Source organism: Xanthomonas sp. NCPPB 3442 (assembly GCF_056725145.1).
In genome coordinates this window covers 1,858,118-1,879,124 of the sequence record NZ_CM161514.1, presented here as the reverse complement: position 1 = coordinate 1,879,124, position 21,007 = coordinate 1,858,118, and the positions used below count along the sequence as shown (strand labels likewise).

The 21,007-nt window shown below is 65.5% G+C and carries 20 protein-coding genes; 6 read left to right on the top strand and 14 right to left on the bottom strand.

Annotated elements, in window-relative coordinates; translation table 11 throughout:
* Positions 1 to 86 precede the first annotated feature (86 nt).
* Genes AC1POX_RS08020 through AC1POX_RS08010 form a run of 3 tightly spaced genes read right to left on the bottom strand, consistent with a single transcriptional unit; the run spans position 87 to position 2,271 of the window.
* Positions 87 to 1,277: an efflux RND transporter periplasmic adaptor subunit gene (locus AC1POX_RS08020; RefSeq protein WP_008577270.1), complete on the bottom strand. Its 1,191-nt coding sequence runs from the start codon at positions 1,275 to 1,277 to the stop codon at positions 87 to 89.
* Entirely contained in the window at positions 1,274 to 2,047 is a 774-nt protein-coding gene (locus AC1POX_RS08015) for an SDR family NAD(P)-dependent oxidoreductase (RefSeq protein WP_218531867.1), read from the bottom strand. The genes AC1POX_RS08020 and AC1POX_RS08015 overlap by 4 nt, the downstream gene beginning before the upstream one ends.
* Entirely contained in the window at positions 2,044 to 2,271 is a 228-nt protein-coding gene (locus AC1POX_RS08010; protein WP_031421913.1) for a hypothetical protein, read from the bottom strand. Before AC1POX_RS08010 ends, AC1POX_RS08015 begins: the two co-directional genes overlap by 4 nt.
* A gap of 128 nt (positions 2,272 to 2,399) precedes the next feature.
* Here AC1POX_RS08010 and AC1POX_RS08005 point away from each other — a divergent pair, with 128 nt between their 5' ends.
* Positions 2,400 to 3,434, top strand: a complete 1,035-nt coding sequence (locus AC1POX_RS08005; RefSeq protein ID WP_005925689.1) for an XC_2801 family transcriptional regulator — start codon at positions 2,400 to 2,402, stop codon at positions 3,432 to 3,434.
* 830 nt (positions 3,435 to 4,264) lie between these two features.
* On the opposite strand, the gene AC1POX_RS08000 is transcribed toward AC1POX_RS08005, so the two are convergent.
* The 9 genes from AC1POX_RS08000 to AC1POX_RS07960 all read right to left on the bottom strand — a co-directional run bounded on the left by AC1POX_RS08000 (position 4,265) and on the right by AC1POX_RS07960 (position 16,799).
* Entirely contained in the window at positions 4,265 to 4,990 is a 726-nt protein-coding gene (locus AC1POX_RS08000; RefSeq protein ID WP_057681591.1) for a YiaD family glycine zipper/OmpA-like lipoprotein, read from the bottom strand.
* 272 nt (positions 4,991 to 5,262) lie between these two features.
* Positions 5,263 to 6,681, bottom strand: coding sequence for a cryptochrome/photolyase family protein (locus AC1POX_RS07995; protein WP_057681592.1), 1,419 nt, complete (start codon positions 6,679 to 6,681; stop codon positions 5,263 to 5,265).
* 105 nt (positions 6,682 to 6,786) lie between these two features.
* Positions 6,787 to 8,217 (bottom strand): replicative DNA helicase, encoded by a 1,431-nt coding sequence (locus tag AC1POX_RS07990; RefSeq protein ID WP_003483586.1) that lies wholly within the window; start codon positions 8,215 to 8,217, stop codon positions 6,787 to 6,789.
* Between the two features lie 221 nt (positions 8,218 to 8,438).
* Positions 8,439 to 8,993: an NADPH-dependent FMN reductase gene (locus tag AC1POX_RS07985; protein ID WP_014089788.1), complete on the bottom strand. Its 555-nt coding sequence runs from the start codon at positions 8,991 to 8,993 to the stop codon at positions 8,439 to 8,441.
* Between the two features lie 170 nt (positions 8,994 to 9,163).
* A complete protein-coding gene (gene asnB, locus AC1POX_RS07980) occupies positions 9,164 to 11,104 on the bottom strand; it encodes an asparagine synthase (glutamine-hydrolyzing) (protein ID WP_014089787.1) in 1,941 nt (646 codons plus the stop codon).
* 196 nt (positions 11,105 to 11,300) lie between these two features.
* A complete protein-coding gene (locus tag AC1POX_RS07975; RefSeq protein WP_011346936.1) occupies positions 11,301 to 11,939 on the bottom strand; it encodes a glutathione S-transferase family protein in 639 nt (212 codons plus the stop codon).
* 126 nt (positions 11,940 to 12,065) lie between these two features.
* Complete coding sequence (locus AC1POX_RS07970) at positions 12,066 to 14,627, bottom strand: DUF3857 domain-containing protein (protein ID WP_057681595.1); 2,562 nt, start codon at positions 14,625 to 14,627, stop codon at positions 12,066 to 12,068.
* A 61-nt stretch (positions 14,628 to 14,688) separates the two neighbouring features.
* Positions 14,689 to 15,864, bottom strand: coding sequence for an acyl-CoA dehydrogenase family protein (locus AC1POX_RS07965; protein ID WP_014089785.1), 1,176 nt, complete (start codon positions 15,862 to 15,864; stop codon positions 14,689 to 14,691).
* 143 nt (positions 15,865 to 16,007) lie between these two features.
* Positions 16,008 to 16,799 (bottom strand): glycine zipper 2TM domain-containing protein, encoded by a 792-nt coding sequence (locus AC1POX_RS07960; protein WP_011346932.1) that lies wholly within the window; start codon positions 16,797 to 16,799, stop codon positions 16,008 to 16,010.
* 145 nt (positions 16,800 to 16,944) lie between these two features.
* Here AC1POX_RS07960 and AC1POX_RS07955 point away from each other — a divergent pair, with 145 nt between their 5' ends.
* Entirely contained in the window at positions 16,945 to 17,160 is a 216-nt protein-coding gene (locus AC1POX_RS07955; protein WP_014089784.1) for a DUF6116 family protein, read from the top strand.
* Positions 17,160 to 17,927, top strand: coding sequence for a TatD family hydrolase (locus AC1POX_RS07950; RefSeq protein WP_014089783.1), 768 nt, complete (start codon positions 17,160 to 17,162; stop codon positions 17,925 to 17,927). Before AC1POX_RS07955 ends, AC1POX_RS07950 begins: the two co-directional genes overlap by 1 nt.
* Positions 17,928 to 17,983: 56 nt before the next feature.
* Here AC1POX_RS07950 and AC1POX_RS07945 read toward each other — a convergent pair whose 3' ends face one another.
* Positions 17,984 to 18,814 (bottom strand): tRNA threonylcarbamoyladenosine dehydratase, encoded by an 831-nt coding sequence (locus tag AC1POX_RS07945; RefSeq protein ID WP_057681597.1) that lies wholly within the window; start codon positions 18,812 to 18,814, stop codon positions 17,984 to 17,986.
* Positions 18,815 to 18,888: 74 nt separating this feature from the next.
* Here AC1POX_RS07945 and AC1POX_RS07940 point away from each other — a divergent pair, with 74 nt between their 5' ends.
* Complete coding sequence (locus AC1POX_RS07940; RefSeq protein ID WP_372356937.1) at positions 18,889 to 19,317, top strand: hypothetical protein; 429 nt, start codon at positions 18,889 to 18,891, stop codon at positions 19,315 to 19,317.
* Between the two features lie 132 nt (positions 19,318 to 19,449).
* Positions 19,450 to 19,929 carry a glycine zipper 2TM domain-containing protein gene (locus AC1POX_RS07935; RefSeq protein ID WP_007966687.1) on the top strand — a complete coding sequence of 160 codons (480 nt, stop codon included), beginning with the start codon at positions 19,450 to 19,452 and terminating at the stop codon, positions 19,927 to 19,929.
* 138 nt (positions 19,930 to 20,067) lie between these two features.
* Here the strand turns inward: AC1POX_RS07935 and AC1POX_RS07930 are convergent, their stop codons facing one another.
* Positions 20,068 to 20,283: a cold-shock protein gene (locus tag AC1POX_RS07930; RefSeq protein ID WP_003483561.1), complete on the bottom strand. Its 216-nt coding sequence runs from the start codon at positions 20,281 to 20,283 to the stop codon at positions 20,068 to 20,070.
* Between the two features lie 227 nt (positions 20,284 to 20,510).
* Here AC1POX_RS07930 and AC1POX_RS07925 point away from each other — a divergent pair, with 227 nt between their 5' ends.
* Positions 20,511 to 20,996 (top strand): DUF456 domain-containing protein, encoded by a 486-nt coding sequence (locus AC1POX_RS07925; RefSeq protein WP_372356936.1) that lies wholly within the window; start codon positions 20,511 to 20,513, stop codon positions 20,994 to 20,996.
* Positions 20,997 to 21,007 lie beyond the last annotated feature (11 nt).

The window sequence follows — 21,007 nt, the reverse complement described above, 5'->3', positions numbered from 1 at the left end:
GATGCAGCGATACAGCAGTACAGCCATTGCAGGTGGTGCGCTGTCGCCAGGCAGGCGCGACAGCGCGCAACGCGCGTTGGCGATCCCTAGTTGGAAGCGGTGCGCTTGTCCGCCGCCGGCGCCATGGCCACGGTCTTGGCGTCCACCGGCATGCCGGGCATGAAGATCTTCTGCACGCCATCGACCACCACGCGGTCGCCGGCGGCCAGGCCGCTACGCACGATGCGCAGACCATCGGCACTGCGGCCGAGCTCCACATCGCGGCGCTGCGCCTTGCCGTCCTTGTCCACCACGTACACATACTTGCGGTCCTGGTCGGTGAGCACGGCCTTTTCGTCGACCAGCATGGCCTTGAACTGGCCGCTGCCCAGCAACTGCACGTGCGCATACAACCCCGGCGTGAATTGCCGTTGCGCGTTGTCCAGTACCGCGCGGACGCGGATGGTGCCAGTGCTGCGGGTCACCTGGTTGTCCAGGAAATCCACGCGACCGGTGTGCGGGAAGCCCTGCTCGCCGACCAGCCCGATCCGCACCGGCAACTCGCCGCCACGTTCGTCCGGGCGCTCGCCGTTGCGGGCCATCTGCGAATAGCGCAGGAAGGTGCCTTCGTCGGCATCGAAGTAGACGAATACCTTGTCCAGCGACACCAGGGTGGTCAGCACGCTGGCGCTGTCGCCGGCCGTGACCAGGTTGCCGGCGGTGACCATCGCACGCCCGGCGCGGCCATCGATGGGAGCGCGCACGCGCGTCCAATCCAGGTTGAGCCTGGCGGTGTCCACCGCGGCCTGGGCGGCCTGCAGGTCGGCATCGGCCTGATCGGCGGCGGCGCGGCGCTGCTCCCAGGTTTCGGTGGAGATGGCCTGCTGCTCGGACAATTTGCGTGCACGCGTGGCTTCGCTACGTGCCAGCGTGGCCTGGGTGCGGGCACGCACCAGCGACGCGTTGGCACGCGCGAACTCGGCGCGGTAGCTGCGCTCATCGATGGTGAAGAGCACATCGCCCTTCTTCACCTCTGCACCTTCGGTGTAGTTGACCTTGTCGATATAGCCGGACACGCGCGGACGCAGTTCCACGCTTTCCACCGGCTCGATGCGGCCGCTGAATTCGTCCCATTGGCTGATCTGCTTCATCAACACCGGCGCGACGCTGACGCTGGGCGGCGGCGGTGCGCCGGTCTCGGCGGCTTTGCTGCCGCAGCCGGCGAGCACGACCGCAAGCACGGCGCCCGCCAACACGGTACGCAAGGGAAAACGGAACGGGGTGGCGTTCGTGGTCATGGGGAAATCTCTCGGGTGGGGATGGGAAATTGCAGACCGGCCAGCCGGCTGGCCGACGGTGCGGCCGGCGGGCGACGACTCACGGTCACGATGGCTTGTCCGGGTTGGCCAGGCCCGGCAATCAGGGAAACAGCGGCGCGGCCGACGTCCACGGCGCGGATCCATTCCGGACAGGCGTCCTTGGCGCGGCCGGGCGTGCAGACCGGCTGCTCGACCGAGAGCAACTGCACGCGGACGCCCAACGGCTTGGCTTCCTCGTGCAACACCTGGGCAAGCATGCGGGTGGCTGAGGCCGCAACAGAACGATCGCCATGCGCCGACCAGGCGCGCAGCGCGCACGGACTACCAAGCAGCAGATAGCGGCCGCCGCCGTCGGCCTCGGCCAGCAGCGGCAGCAGGTGACGGGCGGCAGCCAGATGCGGCAGCACGTCGCGCTCCAGGCGACGACGCAGGGCGGCCACCGGCCGATCCACCAGCCGCCCAGCCTTGGGCGGGCTGCCCAGGCTGGCGATCACCGCGCCCAGCGGTCGTTGCCGCTGGGCCAGTTCGGTGGCCAGGCGCTGCGCAGATGCATCGTCGGCCACCGATCCCTGCACGATGTCCAGCAGCGGGGAATGACCGTGCTGCGCACGCAGTGCATCCAGCTTGGCGGCGTCGCGCCCAATCACCACCGTTGGCATACCGGCGTCCAGCAATGCAGAGACGATGCCCATGCCCACGTTGCCCGCGCCGCCAATGACGGCCGTCTCGGATTGAACCATCCCGCTCATGGGATTTTCGCTCCCGAGATCGGGATAATTCCACGGCGCGCCCAGCGCGCCTGCAGTCCAGTCCGCTGCGCAGGCGCGCCGCCAGCCTGCCGCCGTGGCGAGCTGGAGAATTCGCGCAAGGCACTGTCGTACGACCGTTTTTCCGTGGAAACGACCGGATCGAAGGCGCTTTCGATTGCACTGCGCTGACTGGAAGACACGCCGAAAACGTTGCACAACCACATGGCCGTGCTCCTGCATGGAGGGGATGCCGCATAAGTTAGGCTTCAAAGCAGCACTTGATTAGTCCGGATTTAGGGGAATAATCGTCCCGCAAGCGGTCTAATCCCTCCTGACCCCCGGAAGGCATCCCATGACTCACGATCTCAACGACACCTTGATCTTCGTCAAGGTGGTCGAACAAGGTAGCTTCATCGCCGCCGCCAATGCGCTTGGCCTGCCCAAGACCACCGTCAGCCGCAAGGTGCAGGAACTGGAAACCCGGTTGGGTGCGCGCCTATTGCATCGAACTACCCGCCGCATCGGCCTGACCGAAGCCGGCTCGGTGTACCACGAACATTGCCAGCGCATCGCGCGCGAACTGGAAGAAGCCGAAAGCGCGGTGGGACAGCTGCAATCGGGCCCGCGTGGCTGGCTGCGTTTTACCGTGCCGTATTCGCTGGGCATTACCTGGATCGCGCCGTTGCTGGGCGAATTCCACGCGCAATACCCGGAAATCCAGCTGGACATGCATCTGGGCAACGAGAAGCTGGACCTGATCGGCGGTGAAGCCGATCTGGCATTGCGCGTTGGCGCGCTGCCCGACTCCAATCTGGTGGCGCGCAAGCTCGGCAGCTTGCGCACCCAGGTGTTCGCCAGCCCCTCCTACATCGAGCGCTATGGCGAGCCGCTGCATCCGGACGAATTGCAATTCCATCGCACGCTCGCCTTGCGCAAGAACCGCAACGTGCACAACAACCGCTTTTTCTGGTCGCTCAGCGACGGCAGCGATGTACGCGATTTCCCGGTCAATCCGCTGATGGTGGCCAACGATCCGGCCGCGCTCAACGGTGCGGTGTTGTGCGGCGAAGGCCTGTTGCTGACTGGCGATGTGATGGCCAAACCGTTCGTGCAATCGGGCCTGGTGCGTCGCGTACTGGCCGGTTGGACCGGGCCTGAGGTGGACTTCAACGCGGTGTTCGCCGGCGGCCGATTGGTGTCGCCGAAAGTGCGGGCGTTCGTGGACTTTTTGGTGACGCGCATGAATTTCGATGCGGATTACATGATGGCGCAGTGCCCTGCCCGCCTGGCCGCACAAAAGGCCGACAACGATGCGAAAGTCGAAGTGGGCGCAGACGCGGAGTTGCGTGCCGAAGGCAAGCGAATCTTGGAAAACGTCACGGCGTAGTGCCGGATCGACTGCGCCGGCGGTGGTTGCCGTCTGGCGCAGTCCATAAGTTCATCGATGCAACCCAGTGAATGCATCTCTGTCACCACACGCGTACAGCCGACGATAGCTCGGTCGCTTTGCAAATGATCTCATTGCCGTCAGCGGTGAGTTGGAAAAGATCGAGACGTCCGTCGTGGCGTCGTCGGATGCGATCACCCGATGAGCGCAAAGCCGACTCGGTCGCGCGCGGTGCCCTCGCCGCTCGCGGGACACGCCGTCAACCCATCCATGGGGGCTCGATGGCGGCATCCATGCCGCCGTCGTTCCCGCAACCGGCGAGAACACCGCACCAGCACGTTGGTCGGTCGCGCGGAAAGCGGCCCATCGTAGGAAAGGGGTGGAGATACCTTCTCGCCTGAGCATTGCGAGCTAGCCACGCCTCCTTGAATCGCTAGCGAACGCATCTAGCGCTTGCACAAATACAGCGACCAACTCGACTGACCCTTGCCCGCTCACCGTCGCGGGACCCTTGGCGGCATGGATGCCGCCACGGAGCTAACATGGACCTACTTGCAGCATGTCCCGCGATGGTGGGGGGCAAGGGCCCTGCAATAACACCCAGATCCGCGCTTTGAAGTTCCACAGTTACGCCGACACATTCGCGCCGATGACGTGAGAAAGATCGAGACCTCAAAGCCGTGCAGACCAGCCGTTCTAAATCCAAGCGATTGGTTCGCTGCTCTTGATCCACCATGCAGCAAAAAAACAGGCCGCTTTCGCGGCCTGTGTTGCGTACATCAGCACATCGCAGGTGAGTCATCCGACCCGCCACGATTCACTGCATCTCCTCAACGCATGCCGGTGTTGCTGGCCGCGCCTTCGGCACGCAACGGAATCAGGCGGATTTCGACGCGACGGTTCTTGGCGCGGCCGGCATCGGTGGTATTGTCGGCAATCGGATAACGCTTGCCGGCGCCCATGGTTTCCATGCGCTCGCGCTGCACACCTTGCGCGGTCAGGTATTGCGCTACCGCGCTGGCGCGCTCTTCGGACAGGCGCTGATTCACCGCATCGCTACCGACGCTATCGGTATGCCCCACCACTTCCACCATGGTCTGGTTGTACTCGCGCAGGGTGGAGGCCACGCCGTTGAGCGCGGTGTAGAACTGCGGCTTCAATGCCGACTTGCCGAAGTCGAAGGTGATGCCGTCGGGCAGGTTCAGGCTGATGTTGTCGCCCTGGCGTTGTACTTCGATACCGGTGTTGGCGGTGCGCTCACGCAGCGCGCGCTCCTGGCGGTCCTGGTACTGGCCAATTGCTGCGCCGCTCAGTGCACCGATGCCAGCGCCGACCATTGCGTGCTGACGACGCTCGGTGGCGCTGTCGCCGGTGAGCAGGCCTGCAGCCACACCAATGGCGGTACCGATCAGCGCATTGCGGCCGGTCCGATTCTGCTGTTGCGTCTGCTCGCCGTATTGGTCGCGCTGCACATACGAGCCGCCGGTGGCACACGCGGACAGCGCAATGACGCTGGCCAATGCAACGGCAAGACTCTTGGTGGCTGCTGGGGACATGGTGCTCTCCTATGGCCGGACCATCCGGCGCTCAATCGTGTGCGCGAGGATAAACAGGCCCACGCGACTGGCGCATGATGAAAACTGCCGCAACCCACGTGTAACGGGTGTGCCATTCAGGAAAACGTTTTCGGCGATGACGCGTACACGTGCGCCGCCACATGAGCCAGCGCACGCCAGTACACAGCGCGCATTCCATGCCCTGTTTCGCTCATCCTACAGCGTTGCGAGCACCGTCCAGAAACAGGCACACGCGCATCGATCAGCAGCGACTAGGCGCGCGATTTCGCATACGCGGCCAACGCCGCATCGCGGCCCTCGGCCAAGCCAATGATCGGATTGCGCGGATACTCCGGTGCAAAGCGAGCCAGCGCCAATGGATGCAACCATGGCGCGAAGCGTTCCTTCACCGCGAGCTTGCCCAGCTCGGGCACCCAGCGCGTGATGTATGCCGCATGCGGGTCGAATTTTTCTGCCTGCGTCACCGGATTGAACACGCGGAAATAGGGCGCCGCATCGGCGCCGGTACCGGCCACCCACTGCCAGCCCAGCGTGTTGTTGGCCAGGTCCGCATCGACCAGCGTGTCCCAGAACCAGCGCGCGCCTTCGATCCAGTGGATACGCAGATGCTTGCACAAAAAACTGGCGACGATCATGCGCACGCGGTTGTGCATCCAGCCGGTATGCCAGAGCTGACGCATGCCGGCATCGACGATCGGAATGCCGGTGCGGCCGCGTTGCCAGGCCTGCAATGCAACCGGATCGACCGTTGCCCAATCGAATCCTGCAAAGCGCGGGTTGAGATTCTGGTTGGTGGTGTCCGGGAAGTGATGCAGCAGGTGATACGCAAAGTCGCGCCAGCCCAGCTGCCGGATATAGCCATCGATTTCCGCGCCATTGCGCGCAGTGCGATGCGCCTCCAGGGTACTGGCAATCCGCCACGGCGCAATCTCGCCGAAGTGCAGATGCGGCGACAGTTGCGAGGTGCCGACGCGATCGGGGCGATCGCGGTTTTCGCGATATCCCGACAACGCGCCGTCGATAAAGATCTCCAGCATTTCGTGCGCGCCGGCTTCGCCGGGCTGCCAGTGCTCCCAGAAGCCCTGGTCCCACTGCAAGCCTGGTACCAACTGCAGCGTGTCGAGCGCATCGGTCTTCAAGCTCGCAGGCAGCGGCGGCAGACTGCGCGGCGCACCTATCGCGGCGGGCAATTGCAGCTGCGTCAGCGCGTTGCGCCAGAACGGGGTAAACACCTTGTAGGGGCCGCCCTGCTGCGTGGACAACTGCCACGGTTCGAACAGCAATGCGCAATTGCAGCTCTGCACCTCGATGCCGCGCTCGCGCAAATCGCGCTTGATCTGCGCATCGCGCGGCTGCGTGGCCGGCTCGTACTTGCGGTTCCAGTACACCGCCACCGCACCGGTCTGCGCGATCACCTCATCGAGCACCTGCGCGCTGTTGCCGGAGCGAATGACCAGGCCGCTGCCGAGCGCGCGCAGGGCACCGTCCAGCGCTGCAAGCGAACGATGCCGCCAGGTGCGCGACGCGGCGCCAGGCGTCCATTCGCCCTCTTCGTGCGGCGCATCGATGTACAACGGAATCGGGTGATGCCCCGCATCGAGTGCGGCGCGCAAGGCCGGGTTGTCTTCCAGACGCAGATCGCGACGGAACCAGACGATGGCGTATGACATACGAGCTCGGCAGCAAACGGTGAGGCTGCGCAGCATAAGCCAGCGGGCGCAACGATGGCGCGATGCCGGGCGGTGGATGACCACCCGGCCGTTCCCCGGCAGCGCTTACTCGAAACTGCCCACCGAGTCGTGCGCCAGGTTGTCGAAGCGGGTGTACTCGCCGAAGAACTTCAGCTTGCACGAGCCGGTCGGTCCGCCGCGGTGCTTGCCGATGATGATTTCGGCCAGGCCCTTGTCCGGCGAATTTTCCTTGTTGTAGTAATCGTCGCGGTAGATGAAGACGATCATGTCCGCGTCCTGCTCGATAGCGCCCGACTCGCGCAAGTCCGCCATCACCGGGCGCTTGTCGGTGCGCGTTTCCAACGAGCGGTTGAGCTGCGACAACGCAATCACCGGCACGTTGAGCTCCTTGGCCAGGCCTTTCAGCGAGCGCGAGATTTCCGAAATTTCGGTCGCGCGGTTTTCGCTGTTGCCCGGCACCGACATCAGCTGCAGGTAGTCGATGACGATCAGGCCCAGGTCGTGTTCGCGCTTGAGCCGGCGGCACTTGGAACGCAGCACTTCCGGCGACACGCCCGGGGTGTCGTCGATGAAGATCTTGGTTTCCTTGAGCATCTTGATCGCGCCGGTCACGCGCGCCCAGTCCTCGTCTTCCAGCGCACCGGTACGCAGGCGCTGCGCATTGATGCGGCCATTGGAGGAAATCAGGCGCATGGCCAACTGCGAGGCCGACATTTCCATCGAAAACACCGCCACGCCCTTCTTGGACTTGATCGCGGCGTATTCGGCAATGTTCAGCGCAAAGGTGGTCTTGCCCATCGCCGGACGCGCCGCCAGGATGATCAGGTCGGTCGGCTGCAGGCCGGCGGTCATCGCATCGAAATCGGTGTAGCCGGTCGGCAGGCCAGTGATGTTGCCGCCGTTTTCGAAGCGGTTGCGCAGCTCTTCGAAGGCATCCTTCAATGCCCCGGGCATGGCCACGAAGTCGGTGCGCCCACGCGCGCCTGCCTCGGCGATCTTGAACACGGCCTTCTCGGCCGAGGACAGCAACTCGACGCTGTCGCGCCCTTCCGGCTGAAAGCCGTCGTTGACGATGGTGGTGCCCACTTCGATCAACTGCCGCAGCACTGCCTTGTCGCGCACGATTTCCGCATACGCGGCGATGTTGGCCGCCGACGGTGTGGTGCTGGCCAGCTCGATCAGGTACGCACCATCGCCCACCTGCTCCAGCTTGCCCTGCGACTCGAACCATTCGCCCAGGGTCACTGCATCGAACGGGCGGTCCTTCTCGTTAAGTTCGCGAATCGCGCGGTAGATCAGCCGATGGTCGCGCCGGTAGAAGTCGTTTTCGGTGAGCTGGTCGTTGACGCGGTCGAACGCGTCCGGCGCCAGCATCAGGCCACCCAACACCGCCTGCTCGGCCTCGACCGAATGCGGCGGTACCCGCAACTGGTCCAGACGCGGCTCGGGACGATCGTAATCGTCGTCGTCGCGATCGCGACTGCGCTTGGAACGGAAACCAGGACGAGCGGACATGGACAAACAAACCTGACGCAGGGAGACGAGGGCAGGAAGCATAGTCATCGGCGCGGCCGGCGACCATGCACAACTCTGTGGATAACTGGTGTATAGCCGGTGCATCCACGTGCTACGCGCCGGCCGTCGCAGATGCCGAGACCCTTGCGCCGCTTGGGTTTCCGCCCTCGCCCAAGGCACAACGGAGCGCCGCATTGACGCGCGGCGCCGCTGTGGTCAACTCAGCGCTTAAGGTGCCCGATCAGGCCCAGGAACTGGTCGATGAAGCCCTGCAGGAACTTGCGGCTGTCGGCGTTGGCGATCTGGTCGTCGGGCCCGAACAGGCCGTCCTTGTATTGCAGGAACACTTCCGGCTGGCCGAGCACCTGCATATCCAGATACGCCAGCACGTTACGCAAATGCTGCTGCGCGGTGGCAGTACCGATCGCGCCGACCGAGATGCCCACCACCGCCGCCGGCTTGCCGGCAAACGCGCTATCGCCGTAGGGACGCGAGCCGGTGTCGATGGCGTTCTTGAGCACGCCGGGAATGGAGCGGTTGTATTCGGGGGTGACAAACAGCACCGCATCGGCAGCGCGGATCTGCTGCTTCAGCCGCGTGCCTTCGGCGGGATAATCGCCGTCGCGGTCCTGGTTGTAGAGCGGGATATCGCCGATCTCCAGGTACTCGAACACGGCCTTGTCGCCGGCCAGGTGCTCCAGCGCGCGTGCCAGCTGGCGGTTATACGACTCGGCGCGCAGGCTGCCGACCAGCACGGCAATGGTGAGCTTGCTCATGGGGAATGCTCCGTGGAAACAGGGCCCCACCCTACCCAGCCGGATGCTCAGGGCCGGTGAAACGCCGCCGGCGTCTGTAGCGCAAGCGGCGGTGCGTGCACGCGAGCGCGGCACCGTCCAGAGGGGATTTCGCCCACGCCGGCCCGTGTGCAGACCACAACCTACAGGTGTCAGCGCACCACGGCCGCACGCTGTTCGCGCCAGTGTGCCTGCCATGCCTGGAACATCAGCACCGTCCATAGATGCGTATGCCATTTGCGCTCGCCACCGTTGAAGTCGCGCCACAGGCGGGCCACGCTGTCGGCGGCGAACACGCCTTCGCGCTGCAGGGCGCCGTGCGCCAGCAGATCGTCCGCCCAGCCGTGCAGGTCGCCACGCAGCCATGCGCTGACCGGGGCGCCGAAGCCGCGCTTGCCGCGGTACACCATTGCGTCCGGCAGGTAGCGGCACAGCACGCGCTTGAGCAGATACTTGCTCACTCCATCGCGATATTTCAGCGACAGCGGCAGCGACCAGGCGAATTCGGCCACGCGCCAGTCCAGCAGCGGCGCGCGCGCTTCCAGCCCCACCGCCATGGTGGTGCGGTCCACCTTGCACAGCAGATCGTCCGGCAGGTAGGCGGCAAAATCGGCCAGCATCATCGCATCGGCCGGGGTGCCGGACCCATGCAGCGGGTCGGCCAGGCTGTAGAAACTGTCGGGTTCGGTGGCGCCCAGCACCACCGCGGCCGGATCGCGCCAGCGCGAAATGCGGTTGCGGTAGATGTCGCCGATGCCACGTGCACCGGCCTCGGCCACCAGCGCGGCCAGGCCGCCGGTGCGCGAAGATTCGCCATTGCGACGCGCTGCCACCGCCATCAGGCGACGCAGCGGGCCCGGCACCAGGCCATGCATGCGCCAATTGCGCAGTGCGCGCTGATACCGGCCATAGCCGAAGAACAATTCGTCGCCACCATCGCCGGACAGCGCCACCGTGACCCCGCCGCGCGCCAGCCGTGCGACCAACGCCGTCGGCACTTGCGAGGCATCGGCGAAGGGTTCGTCGAACATGTCCGGCAGGCCCGGCACCACCGCCAGCGCATCGGCGCCGCTGACATACAGTTCGGTGTGGTCGGTGCGCAGATGCGTGGCCACTTCGCGCGCCAGCGGCGCTTCGTCGTGATGCGAGCCTTCGAAGCCGATGCTGAAGGTGTGCACCGGCTGCGCGCTTTGTGCCTGCATCATCGCAGTGATGATGGACGAGTCGGTGCCGCCGGAGAGAAACACGCCTACCGGCACATCGGCCACCATGCGCAAAGCCACCGCATCGCGCAGCACGCTATCCAACTGCTCTTCGGCCTGCGCGTCGGTACCGGTGAACGGCGTCGCCAGCGCGCGCTGCATCGCCTCGCGGGCGTTCCAGAACGGTTGCTGCGCCTGATCGGGACGATGCGCGGCCGCGCCGGCTGCAACGGCTTGTGCATCCATGCGCAGCACGCGGCCGGGCATCAGCTTGAAGGTGTGCTCGTGGATGCAGGCCGGCGCCGGGATATAGCCCAGCCGCAGCAGCAGCGTGAGCGCATCGCGATCCACGCCGTTGTCGAAATCCGGATGCTGCCACAAGGCCTTGAGTTCGGAACCGAATACCAGCGTGTCGCCAGCCCATCCGTAGTACAGCGGCTTCTTGCCGACGCGGTCGCGGGCCAGGAACAGGCAGTTGTCGCGCTCGTCCCACAACGCAATGGCGAACATGCCGTTGCAGCGGGTCAATGTCTCGTCCAGGCCCCACTCCACCACGGCCGCCAGCAGCACTTCGGTATCGGAGTGGCCGCGGAAGCGATGCCCAAGCGCGGACAGCGCTGCGCGCAACTGCGCGAAGTTATAGACCTCGCCGTTGTAGGCCAGCACGTAGCGGCCGTCTGCCGAGCGCATCGGCTGATGGCCGAGCGGCGACAGGTCCAGAATGCTCAAGCGCTGATGCGCCAGCGCTACGCCGGCCTGTGCATCGCACCAGGTGCCGGCATCGTCGGGGCCGCGGTGGCGCAAGGCGGCCCCCATCGGCCGCACCAGCGCATCGAGCTGTTCGCCATGCAGGCGCGGCGAGGCCAGCAACATTCCTGCCAATCCGCACATCGTCAGCGCTCCTGCCGGCCGGCCACGGGTAAACGGGCGGCGCAGGCACGCGTGACGCCTTGGATCCGCGCAAGCAGGCGCACGGCGAATGGCGATGACGATGACGATGGCGATGGCGATGCAAGAGAGCAGAGACAAGCGTCTGCCCGGCACGCAGCGGTATGGCCATCAGCCACGTGCAGATCGCGCAGACAGCTCATGCCGCCACCGATGCAGCTGCCGGCATCGGCACGAAACGCGGTAAGCCCTGCACGCGTTGTATCCACGCACCAATCGCGGGCAAGCGCTCCAGATCGAAACCGCCGTCTTCGGCGCAATGGGTGTAGGCAAACAGTGCGATATCGGCGATGCCGTAGTCGCTGCCGGTGAACCAGGTGTGCTGCTGCAGATGCTGCTCCATCACCGCCAGCGCCTGCTCGCCCCGCGCGCGCAGCTGCGGCAACTCGGCGCGGCGTGCGGCATCGCGCGGCGTCCACAGGCTGATGAACCGCGCCACTGCCACATATGGCTCATGGCTGTATTGCTCGAAGAACATCCAGCTCAATGCCTGCGCGCGCTGCCACGCATCGGTGGGCAGATACGGCGTGCCTTCGGCCAGCCAGAACAGGATCGCGTTGGATTCGGTCAACACGCGGCCATCGTCGCGCTCGACCATCGGCACCTTGCCGTTGGGGTTCTTGGCCAGATATTCGGGCGTGCGGGTCTGCCCGGCCACGCTGTCCACCTCGACCCAGTGATAGCGGCTGCCCAACTGTTCCAGCAGCAGGCGCACCTTGTAGCAATTGCCGGAACTGGACATGCCATGGACGGTCAACGGGGGACGCACGCTCGACATCTGGCTGGCTCCGCGGCAGCAACGAGGGGGCTGGCAGTGTCACAGCCCCGCGTGCCTTTGCAAAGCCCTGCACGCAGCAGCGGCGCACCGATGCCAGGGTTGCGTGCACTGCCGCGCCGACCTGCGTCAGGCCAAGGCCACCACCGCCACCGGCACACTCAACACCGCGATCAGGATGCCCAGTGCCGCCACCGTCAGCGCCCAGGCGCCGAACGCACGCGTGCGCGCACAGCCGGCAGCGGCGGCAACGGCCTGCACCGAGCAGACCGACCACCACAGCGCCCCCAGCATCAGCAGCAAGATGCATGTCGCCAGTTGCGCCATGCCGGCCGGATCGGTCGCGCCGGTGCGCAGCAATGCAACCTGGCCCTTGAGCGCGACCACGGCCGCCAGCAGGCATACCAGCCACGGCAAGGCGCAGCCGGCCATCGCCGGCAACACCTGCCCAAGCTGGGCGCCGCTGCCCATCCACCGCAGGATCTGCGTGAGCAGCACGCATCCCAGCAAGGCGATTGCAACCACAACAATGACCCCACCGGCCTTGGCCCATAGCGGCAGCGCGTGCAGCCACACCCACGCCGACAGCAGCGTGGTCGCCGCAAACACCGCCCAGGCGCTCCAGCGCAACCGAGCATGCTGCGGCATCCGGGCCACGGTGGCATGTGGATCGAACATGATTCCGCCCAGGCCACCGCCGCGCCACCAGAAAAAGCACGCCACCAGCAACGACACCAGGGCCACCAAGCCGGCCAGCGGGTAGCCGAGCGCACGCCAGTCGGGAGGCTGCGTGCGCCGCTGCGGCCGGAGATCGTGATTGAAGTACAGCAGGTCGCGCGCGCGTTCCATGTCGGCAGCCGCGCGCGCCACGCCATTGGCCGGAATACGGTCGGTGAAGCGCTGCCACTCGCCCACGATGACCAGCTTTCCCTCGCGCATCGCGATGCTGCGCGAAAAGCGGAACCACGGATTGGCGACCACTTGGGTATCTGCCTCCACCTTGGTCGCCGGGTCGCTGTGCACGCGCACGGTCTGCCGCGCCAGCCGCGGTCCGCGCAGTGCCAGCGGGCTCTTGCGCGGCTCTTTCGGTAACGCATCCATCCATTCGCCAAGCTGGAACAACGGGAAACCCAGCTCATCGCCCTCCTTCGCTGGCCACTCCAGCCGGTAGGCTTCGTGCGTGCGCACATTCAGCGGGTCGGCAGCGTCGATGCTTGGCACGCTCACCTGGGTCAGCGCGGTGTAGTACTGCTGCATGAATTCCAGATAGTGCTCGCCCACCGTCTGCGCACCATCGTCGTCGAAGCTGCTGGCGACACGCTCGCCGCGGCCCTGGCGATAGATGGTGTCCACCGTGAAGCTTGCCCAGCGCTGCGGCTTGCGCAGCGAAATGGAGATTTCTTCGTTCACTTCGATCTGCGGCAACGCAGGCATCGGCGCAGGCACTTCAACCAACGTGTCCTGCCCTGCAATCACGGGCAATCCGCGCACGAACGGCAGTGGCCGCCGCTGGGCCAACGGGCCCTCTTCGCGATCGCGCGTGGCATCCACCCACACCTCGCCCTGCGGCAGATGCGCCCGCACCACCACATGATCGAAGGCGTACGGACTGGGCAACCGCTTCTCCAGCCCATGCCCATTGTCGCTGTTGACCAGCACCGGCTCGGCGCGGATGCCGGCCAGCTGCAAGAGTGCGATCAGCAGCGTCGCCTTGTCCTTGCAGTCGCCGTAGCGGTTGCGCAGCGTTACTTCGGGCGCGTGCGGGGCGTGCGAGTTTTCGCCCATGTCCAGGCCGACGTAACGGATTTCGCCCTGCACGAACGCCACGGCGCGCAACAACGCGCCCTGCGGGTCGTCGCTGCGCAACCCCAGGCTCTGCGCCATCTTGGCGGCTACCTGCGTCTGGTTGAATGCACGCGGATACAGCTGCGCCGCCCAGGCCGCCACCTCATCCCAACTGCCGGCGGTGGACACTTCGATCACGCCATACGGGTCCACATCGTCCGGCGCGTCTTTTTCTTCCTGCACCGCGGCGATATTGCTGGCCCCGATATCCAGTTGCGTCACCCCATCGAGCGTGCGCACGTTCCGGCCAAACCCCGGCGCGCTGATGCGCCACTGCAGCGGCATGTCGGCCCGATAGCGCACACGTACCCGGCGCTCGCCCAGCGGCACGCCGTAGCGCGCTTCGAACACGTCGTAATAGCCCTTGCCGAACACCGGATTGCTGCCACTGATGGTCACGCCATAGTCAACGCGATCGCCCACGCGCAGATCCGGCAAGGTGATCGACAGCGTCAGCGCACCATCGATCAGGCCGTTCTCCAGCCCGCTTTCGCGCCGCAATCTGGCGTAGTGCGCCTGCGTGCGCATATCGATACGCTTGCCGGCGCGCCAGACCTCCAGGCTGTTGAGTTCCAGCTGCTGGTACTGCGGCTGGTAGTCGATGGAAATCTGCCCGGCTTCCTCCAGGCTTTTGGCCCGTTGCACGGTGTAGCTGAGCCGGCGGTAAGCCTGCGGCACGCGGCCGGTCAGATCGATCTGGTCGGACACCAGTTCATAGCGCAGCCCGGCAGCGCCAGGCACGCTATCGGGAACGGCGTCGGCCACCACCCAGCCCGGCGTCGGCGCCATACGTGGCGCCTCATTGGCCCGTGCTGGCACGATCCCGGCGCCGGCCAACAACCACATCGTGCAGAAGACGCCGCACAGGCGTCGCATCACATCCCTGCTGATCAAGCCCCACTCCTCGTCAAAACGCATTGAGTCCTGTCAGCGCACGGCCCACCACCAGCTGATGCACGGTTTCGGTGCCTTCGTAGGTGATCACCGATTCCAGGTTCAGCGCATGCCGGATCGCCACATGCTCGGTGGTGATGCCGGCCGCGCCCAGCAGGTCGCGGCATTCGCGCGCCACATCCAGCGCCATGCGGCAATTATTCCATTTTGCCAGCGAGATCTGCTCCGGCTGCAGCGTCCCGGCGTCCTTCAAGCGCCCGAGCTGCAAGGCGAGCAGCTGGGCGGTGGAAATCCGCCGCGCCATGTCGGCCAGTTTGATCTGCGCGCTTTGCGTGGCGGCCAGCGGCCGGCCGAACAGGATGCGCTCGCCGGCATAGGCCAGCGCCTCGCGCAGGCAGGCCACCGCCGCCCCGATCGCCCCCCAGGCAATGCCGTAGCGTGCCTGGTTGAGGCAACTCAGTGGCGCCTTCAAACCGGCCGCCCGCGGCAACCGCATCTGCTCGGGCACGAACACATTGTCCAGGAACAGGCCCGAGGTGACCGACGCACGCAGGCTCATCTTGTGGCTGATGTCGTGCGCGCTGAAACCGGCGCTGTCGGTTTCGACCAGAAAGCCGCGCACGCCATCGTCGGTATGCGCCCAGATGATTGCCAGCCCCGCGATGCTGCCGTTGGTGATCCACAGCTTGGCGCCATTCAAGCGCCAGCCATCGCCCTCGCGCACCGCGCGGGTGGTCATCGCAGCCGGGTCCGACCCGCCCTGCGCCTCACTGAGGCCGAAACAACCGATGACCCGGCCGGCGGCCATTTCCGGCAGCCAGCGCTGCCGCTGTTCGTCGCTGCCGTAGGCGTGGATGGGGTACATGCACAACGACGATTGCACGCTGACGAAGCTGCGCAGGCCGCTGTCGCCGCGCTCCAGTTCCTGGCAGATCAGTCCGTAGCACACCGCGCCCAGGCCCGCACCGCCGTCGCGCGGCGGCAAGCTGGCACCCAGCAACCCCAGTTCCGCCAGTTCCGGGATCCACTCGCGCGGAAAGCGTCCGGCATCGAAGGCATCGCCGATGGCCGGCACTACCCGCGTGTCGGTAAAGCGCGCGACAGCGTCCTGCACCGCCCGCTCTTCGTCGGTGAGCAGCGCGCGTACATCGAACAGGTCATCGGGGCGCACCGGCATGTTGGCTTCCATCGCAAGCTGAAAGCTCGATTATCTGCCAGTTGCCGGCCGAACATGGCAGTGCACCCGTGCGGCAATGGCGCAAACGAAAAGAGCCGGCATTGCCGGCTCTTTTCTCACTGCTGCGCTGACTGCGCGGCGCGGCGGCTTACACGTTACTGCCGGGTGCTCAAACCGTCCTGGCGCACGTTGGAATCGCCCGCCGTCGATGCCATCTGGGTCACCAGTTGGCCATCGACCACCGGCAGCCGGTCGCTGGTGGGCTTGTCGTTCATGCGCACGGTCTTTTCAAACCCGTCGTAGCGGTAGGTGACGTCATAGGCCACCACGTTGTCGGCGTCGCCCAGCGAGATGCGTTCGCCCGGCTTGCTGTCCATGCGCATGGTGCCGGTGGTGCCGTCGGCATTGCGATAGGTCACGTCGTAGCCCACCACGCGCGAGGACTGCGAGTTGGCATTTTCGGTATGGCATTGACGCTCGGTGCGATCGACGACCCGGCCACCGACGTGGTTGCGGTCGATGCGGTTACCGATGAAGCCGCCACCCACCGCGCCTGCGGCAGTCGCCAGCTTGCGGCCGTTGCCGCCACCGACCTGATTGCCGATCAGGCCGCCGATGACCGCACCGGCCACGGTGCCGCCGACGTTACCGTCGCGCTCGGGCAGACGCTCCTGCACCACGACATCGCGGCACACCTCACGTGGCGAGGTACTGGTGGTGGTTTCGCGAATGGCGTTGCTATTGATCACCTGCGCGTACTGCGGCTCGCGCTGGGTGATGGGAGCAACCTTGACCACATCGGCATATTCCAGGCCGCGCGGCGCCGGCTGGCCGTTGGCGACAAAATCGCCGGACGATGGGCGGTTATTCATGAAGGCGGCAGTGGCGACGCCTCCGACCAGCAAGGCACCAGCAGCGACCAGTATAGTTGTCGTATTGCTCTTCATAACCAGCTCCCTGCGGACGCACCGCGTTGTTGACGGCCGTGATTCCAGCATGGGAACCCTGAACGAAAAGGCGCTCGCTCATGAACACGACGGTTAAGTTCAGCTAGCGGTTACTTCATGCATCTCTAACAGCCGGAGCATTCGCATGCGAAATCCCTTGACCGCACGCGCGCTGGACTGGGCCAGCACGCTGCGCTATCCCACCTTGTTCAAGCTGGCTGCCGCCCTGTTTCTGATCGACGTGGTGGCGCCGGACCCGATCCCGTTCCTGGACGAAGTGCTGTTCGGCCTGACCACGCTGCTGCTGGCCAACTGGAAAACCCGCAAGTCGCCAATGCCGGCACCGGCGCGCCGCGACTGATGCAGTTGATCGACAGCCATTGCCATCTGGATGCAGGCGAATTCGACCACGACCGCGCGGCGGTGATCGCGCGCGCGCGCGCCGCGGGCGTCATGCAGCAAGTGGTACCGGCGATCACTGCTGCCAGCTGGCCGGGCCTGCGTGCGGTCTGCGATCAGGCGCCTGGTCTCTACCCCGCTTATGGCCTGCACCCACTGTTTCTGGACCAGCACCGCCCCGAACACCTGGAGCTGCTGGCCGAGTGGATCGAACGCGAGCGGCCCTGCGCGATCGGCGAATGCGGCCTGGACTTTTTCGTCGACGGATTGGATGCGCAGGCGCAGCGCGCCTATTTCGATGCTCAGCTGCAGTTGGCCAAGCGCTTCGACCTGCCGCTGATCGTGCATGCCCGCCGCGCCACCGAAGAAGTCATCGCCCGCATCAAGGCGATAGGTGGCCTGCGCGGCGTGGTGCACAGCTTTGCCGGCAGCCCCGAGCAGGCGCAGCAGTTGTGGAAACTGGATTTCATGATCGGTCTGGGCGGCCCGGTGACCTACCCGCGTGCCAATCGCTTGCGAAGGCTGGTCGCCAGCATGCCGCTGCAGCACCTGCTGCTGGAAACCGACGCGCCGGATCAGCCCGACGCCGGCAACCGCGGCCAACGCAACGAGCCGGCGTATCTGCGCACGGTATTGGACTGCATCGCCCAGCTCCGCGCGCAAGACCCTGCGCACATTGCCGCGCTCACGTCGGCCAACGCACGCAACCTGTTCGGCCTACGGCGCTGAGCGCAGCGTGCGCATCAGCGCGAGCGCCCGGTCAGCACGACAGCGCGCAGGCAACATCACGACGCCGCAACCGCCTCGGCTGCCGGCGCCGCGGCCTTGGGCTTGGGCTTGAGCAACATCTCCAGCGCCTTGCCCACTGCCACGAATGCAAAGGTGCCGGTGATATGCGTGGCCGCGCCCAGCCCTGCCCCGCAATCCAGCTTGAGCGTGGCATCGGCATCGAGCTGCGGACGGATGCCGCAAACGCTGCCATCGGCCTGCGGGTATTTGACGTTTTCCAGCGAATACACCGCGGGCACGCCAAAGTAGCGCTGCGGGTTCTTGGGAAAATTGAATTCGCTGCGCAGCTTCTTGCGGATCAGCGCCAGCATCGCATCGTGCTCGGTGCGCGAGACATCGCGCACGCGCACCAGCGTTGGGTCGGTGCGCCCGCCCGCCGCGCCCACGGTCAGCAGCGGCAACTTGCGCCGACGGCACCAGGCGATGGTTTCCACCTTGACCCGAAAGCTGTCGCAGGCATCGATCACCAGATCGAAGTCCTCACCCAGCAAGGTCTCGATATTGCCCGAGGTCAGGAAAGCCTCGACCGCGTCGGCTTCGATGTCCGGGTTGATCGCCACGCAGCGTTCGGCCATCGCGCGGGCCTTGCTGCGACCGTACTGACCAGCCAGCGCCGGCAACTGCCGGTTGGTGTTGGACACGCACACGTCATCGGCATCGATCAGGCGAATGTGCCCCACCCCGGTGCGTGCCAGCGCCTCGACCACCCACGAGCCCACCCCACCCATGCCGACCACCGCCACGCGGCACGCCGACAGGCGCTCGACGGTGCCGACCCCATACAGCCGGTCGATACCGGCAAAGCGTTCACGCCATTGTGCTTTCATCGGCCTATTTTACGCGCCCCGTCCAGGGCGCGCCCACGCTGCCGCAACGAACGTTGCGTCCCAGGAGCCACCTTATGCACGCCCCGCCTCCCACCCAATCCCGCGCGGCCCGCTACGCCTTCATGCTGGTGCTGGGCCTGCTGATCGGCCTGGTCGCCACGGTCATGGTGGCCAACGCACTACAGGCGCGACGCGACCCGGTGCCCGACAGCCTGATGCAGATCATGGCCTACCAATTACGCGCATTGCGACCGGGCGAAGGCGTCGCCTGCGCGCCGGCGCAGCTACAGCGACGGCTGCAATCGTTGCGCCTGCTGGCCGACGAAGTCGAGCCGGCCTTCCCTGCGATTGGCGAGGACCGCCGCTTCGGCGAGCACGCACAGGCATTGCGTGCCGCGCTGGATCAGGCCCAGGGCGTAACGCTGACCGATTGCAGTCAACTGGGCCAACTCCACACCCGCATCTCCGATGCCTGCGAGGCCTGCCATCGCGACTTTCGCTGAGGTTGGATGAATACGACGCTCGGGTTTCGTTAAGCCTGCAGTGTCGCAGTTGGCAGGCCGTTCACCTGGACCATCACAGGATGGCGTCGCCGCGGCCCCGGCCGCCTTTTCGAACCACCCCGGAGAGATCTCATGAAAACCCGACTGCTCGTCATTGGCCTGGCTGCAACCGCGACCCTGGTTGGCTGCGCCACCTCACAGCCCCAGTACGGCAGCTATCGCGGCGACCGCGGTTATGACCAGGGCTACTCGCAGACGCAGCGTTGCGTGGATTGCGGCATCGTGACCCGGATCGACGAAGTCGGCCCGACCCGCACCGCGCCGACCGGCACTGGCGCCGTGCTGGGCGGCATCGTGGGCGCGGTGGCCGGCCGCCAGATTTCCAAGGAAACCGGCGGCAGCACGGGCAACAAGAATGTTTCGGCCGTCGCCGGTGCCGCTGCCGGCGCGCTGGCAGGTAACGCCATCCAGAACAATGTCACCAGTTCCAGCTTCGACGTGCAGGTGCGCATGGACGACGGCCGCGTGATCGTGGTCAACCAGCGCGACCTGGCTGGCGTGCGCGAGAATGCGTACGTGCGCGTGGTCAACGGCAAGGTCGTGTTGCGCTGATCCATCGGCTCGGCGGCACAGACGCAGCGCCAATGCGTCGCCAGTTGGCAAGGGCCGCGGACAACACGGTTGCAGACAACAAAAAGGCCCGGTGACGGGCCTTTTTGTTGCGTGGCCGATGCGCTCCGGGCAACCGGCTCAGACCACCTGCACTGCATCGGCCTGCAAGCCCTTCTGGCCTTGCACGACCGTGAAGCTGACCTTCTGACCTTCCTTGAGACTCTTGAAGCCCTGGATCTGGATCGCGCGGAAATGCACGAAGACGTCTTCGCCATTTTCGCGGCTGATGAATCCAAAGCCCTTGGCATCGTTGAACCACTTCACGACACCATTTTCGCGTTCGATGTTGGACATCTCGACTGACTCCCTACGACACTGTGATGGACTAGCGGTGGTGGCTGTGATTGCAAGGAGGAAGCGAGGTACAAGGATGTAGCGGATCAGGCGATCTACCGCATCAGGCCACGATTCACGGTGACCTTTGCAAACAGCAGCGGCTGCAACTTAACCCGCACAAAATGAATTTTCAAGCACCTCTTGCGCCTTTTTGTCAAGCCTGAATTAGGACCTGCGTAACCCTCATGGACACTGCCGTCGTTTACTACGTCTTGGCCACAGCGCTGGTGCTGATCGGCCTGGCTGGGGTCATCCTGCCGGCCCTGCCGGGCCTGCCCCTTGTGTTCGCCGGCCTGCTGGTCGCCGCCTGGGCCGACCATTTCACCCACATCGGCTGGGTGACGCTGGTCGTGCTGGGGTTGATCACCGCGCTGTCGTACCTGGTGGACTTCCTGGCCACGCTGTACGGGGCGCAGCAGGTAGGTGCCAGCAAGCTGGCGTTATGGGGTTCGGTCATCGGGGGCATTGCAGGCATTTTCTTCATGCCGATCGGGCTGTTCGTCGGTCCGTTCGCTGGCGCCTGGCTTGGCGAGTATTACCAGACACGCAAGTCCGGCCAGGCCACCAAGGTCGGTCTCGGGACCTGGGTGGGCATCATGCTCGGCACCGCCACCAAACTGGCGCTTGGCCTGTGCATGCTGGGCGTGTTCGCCATCGGCTGGTTTTTCTAGGGCTCTGGAAC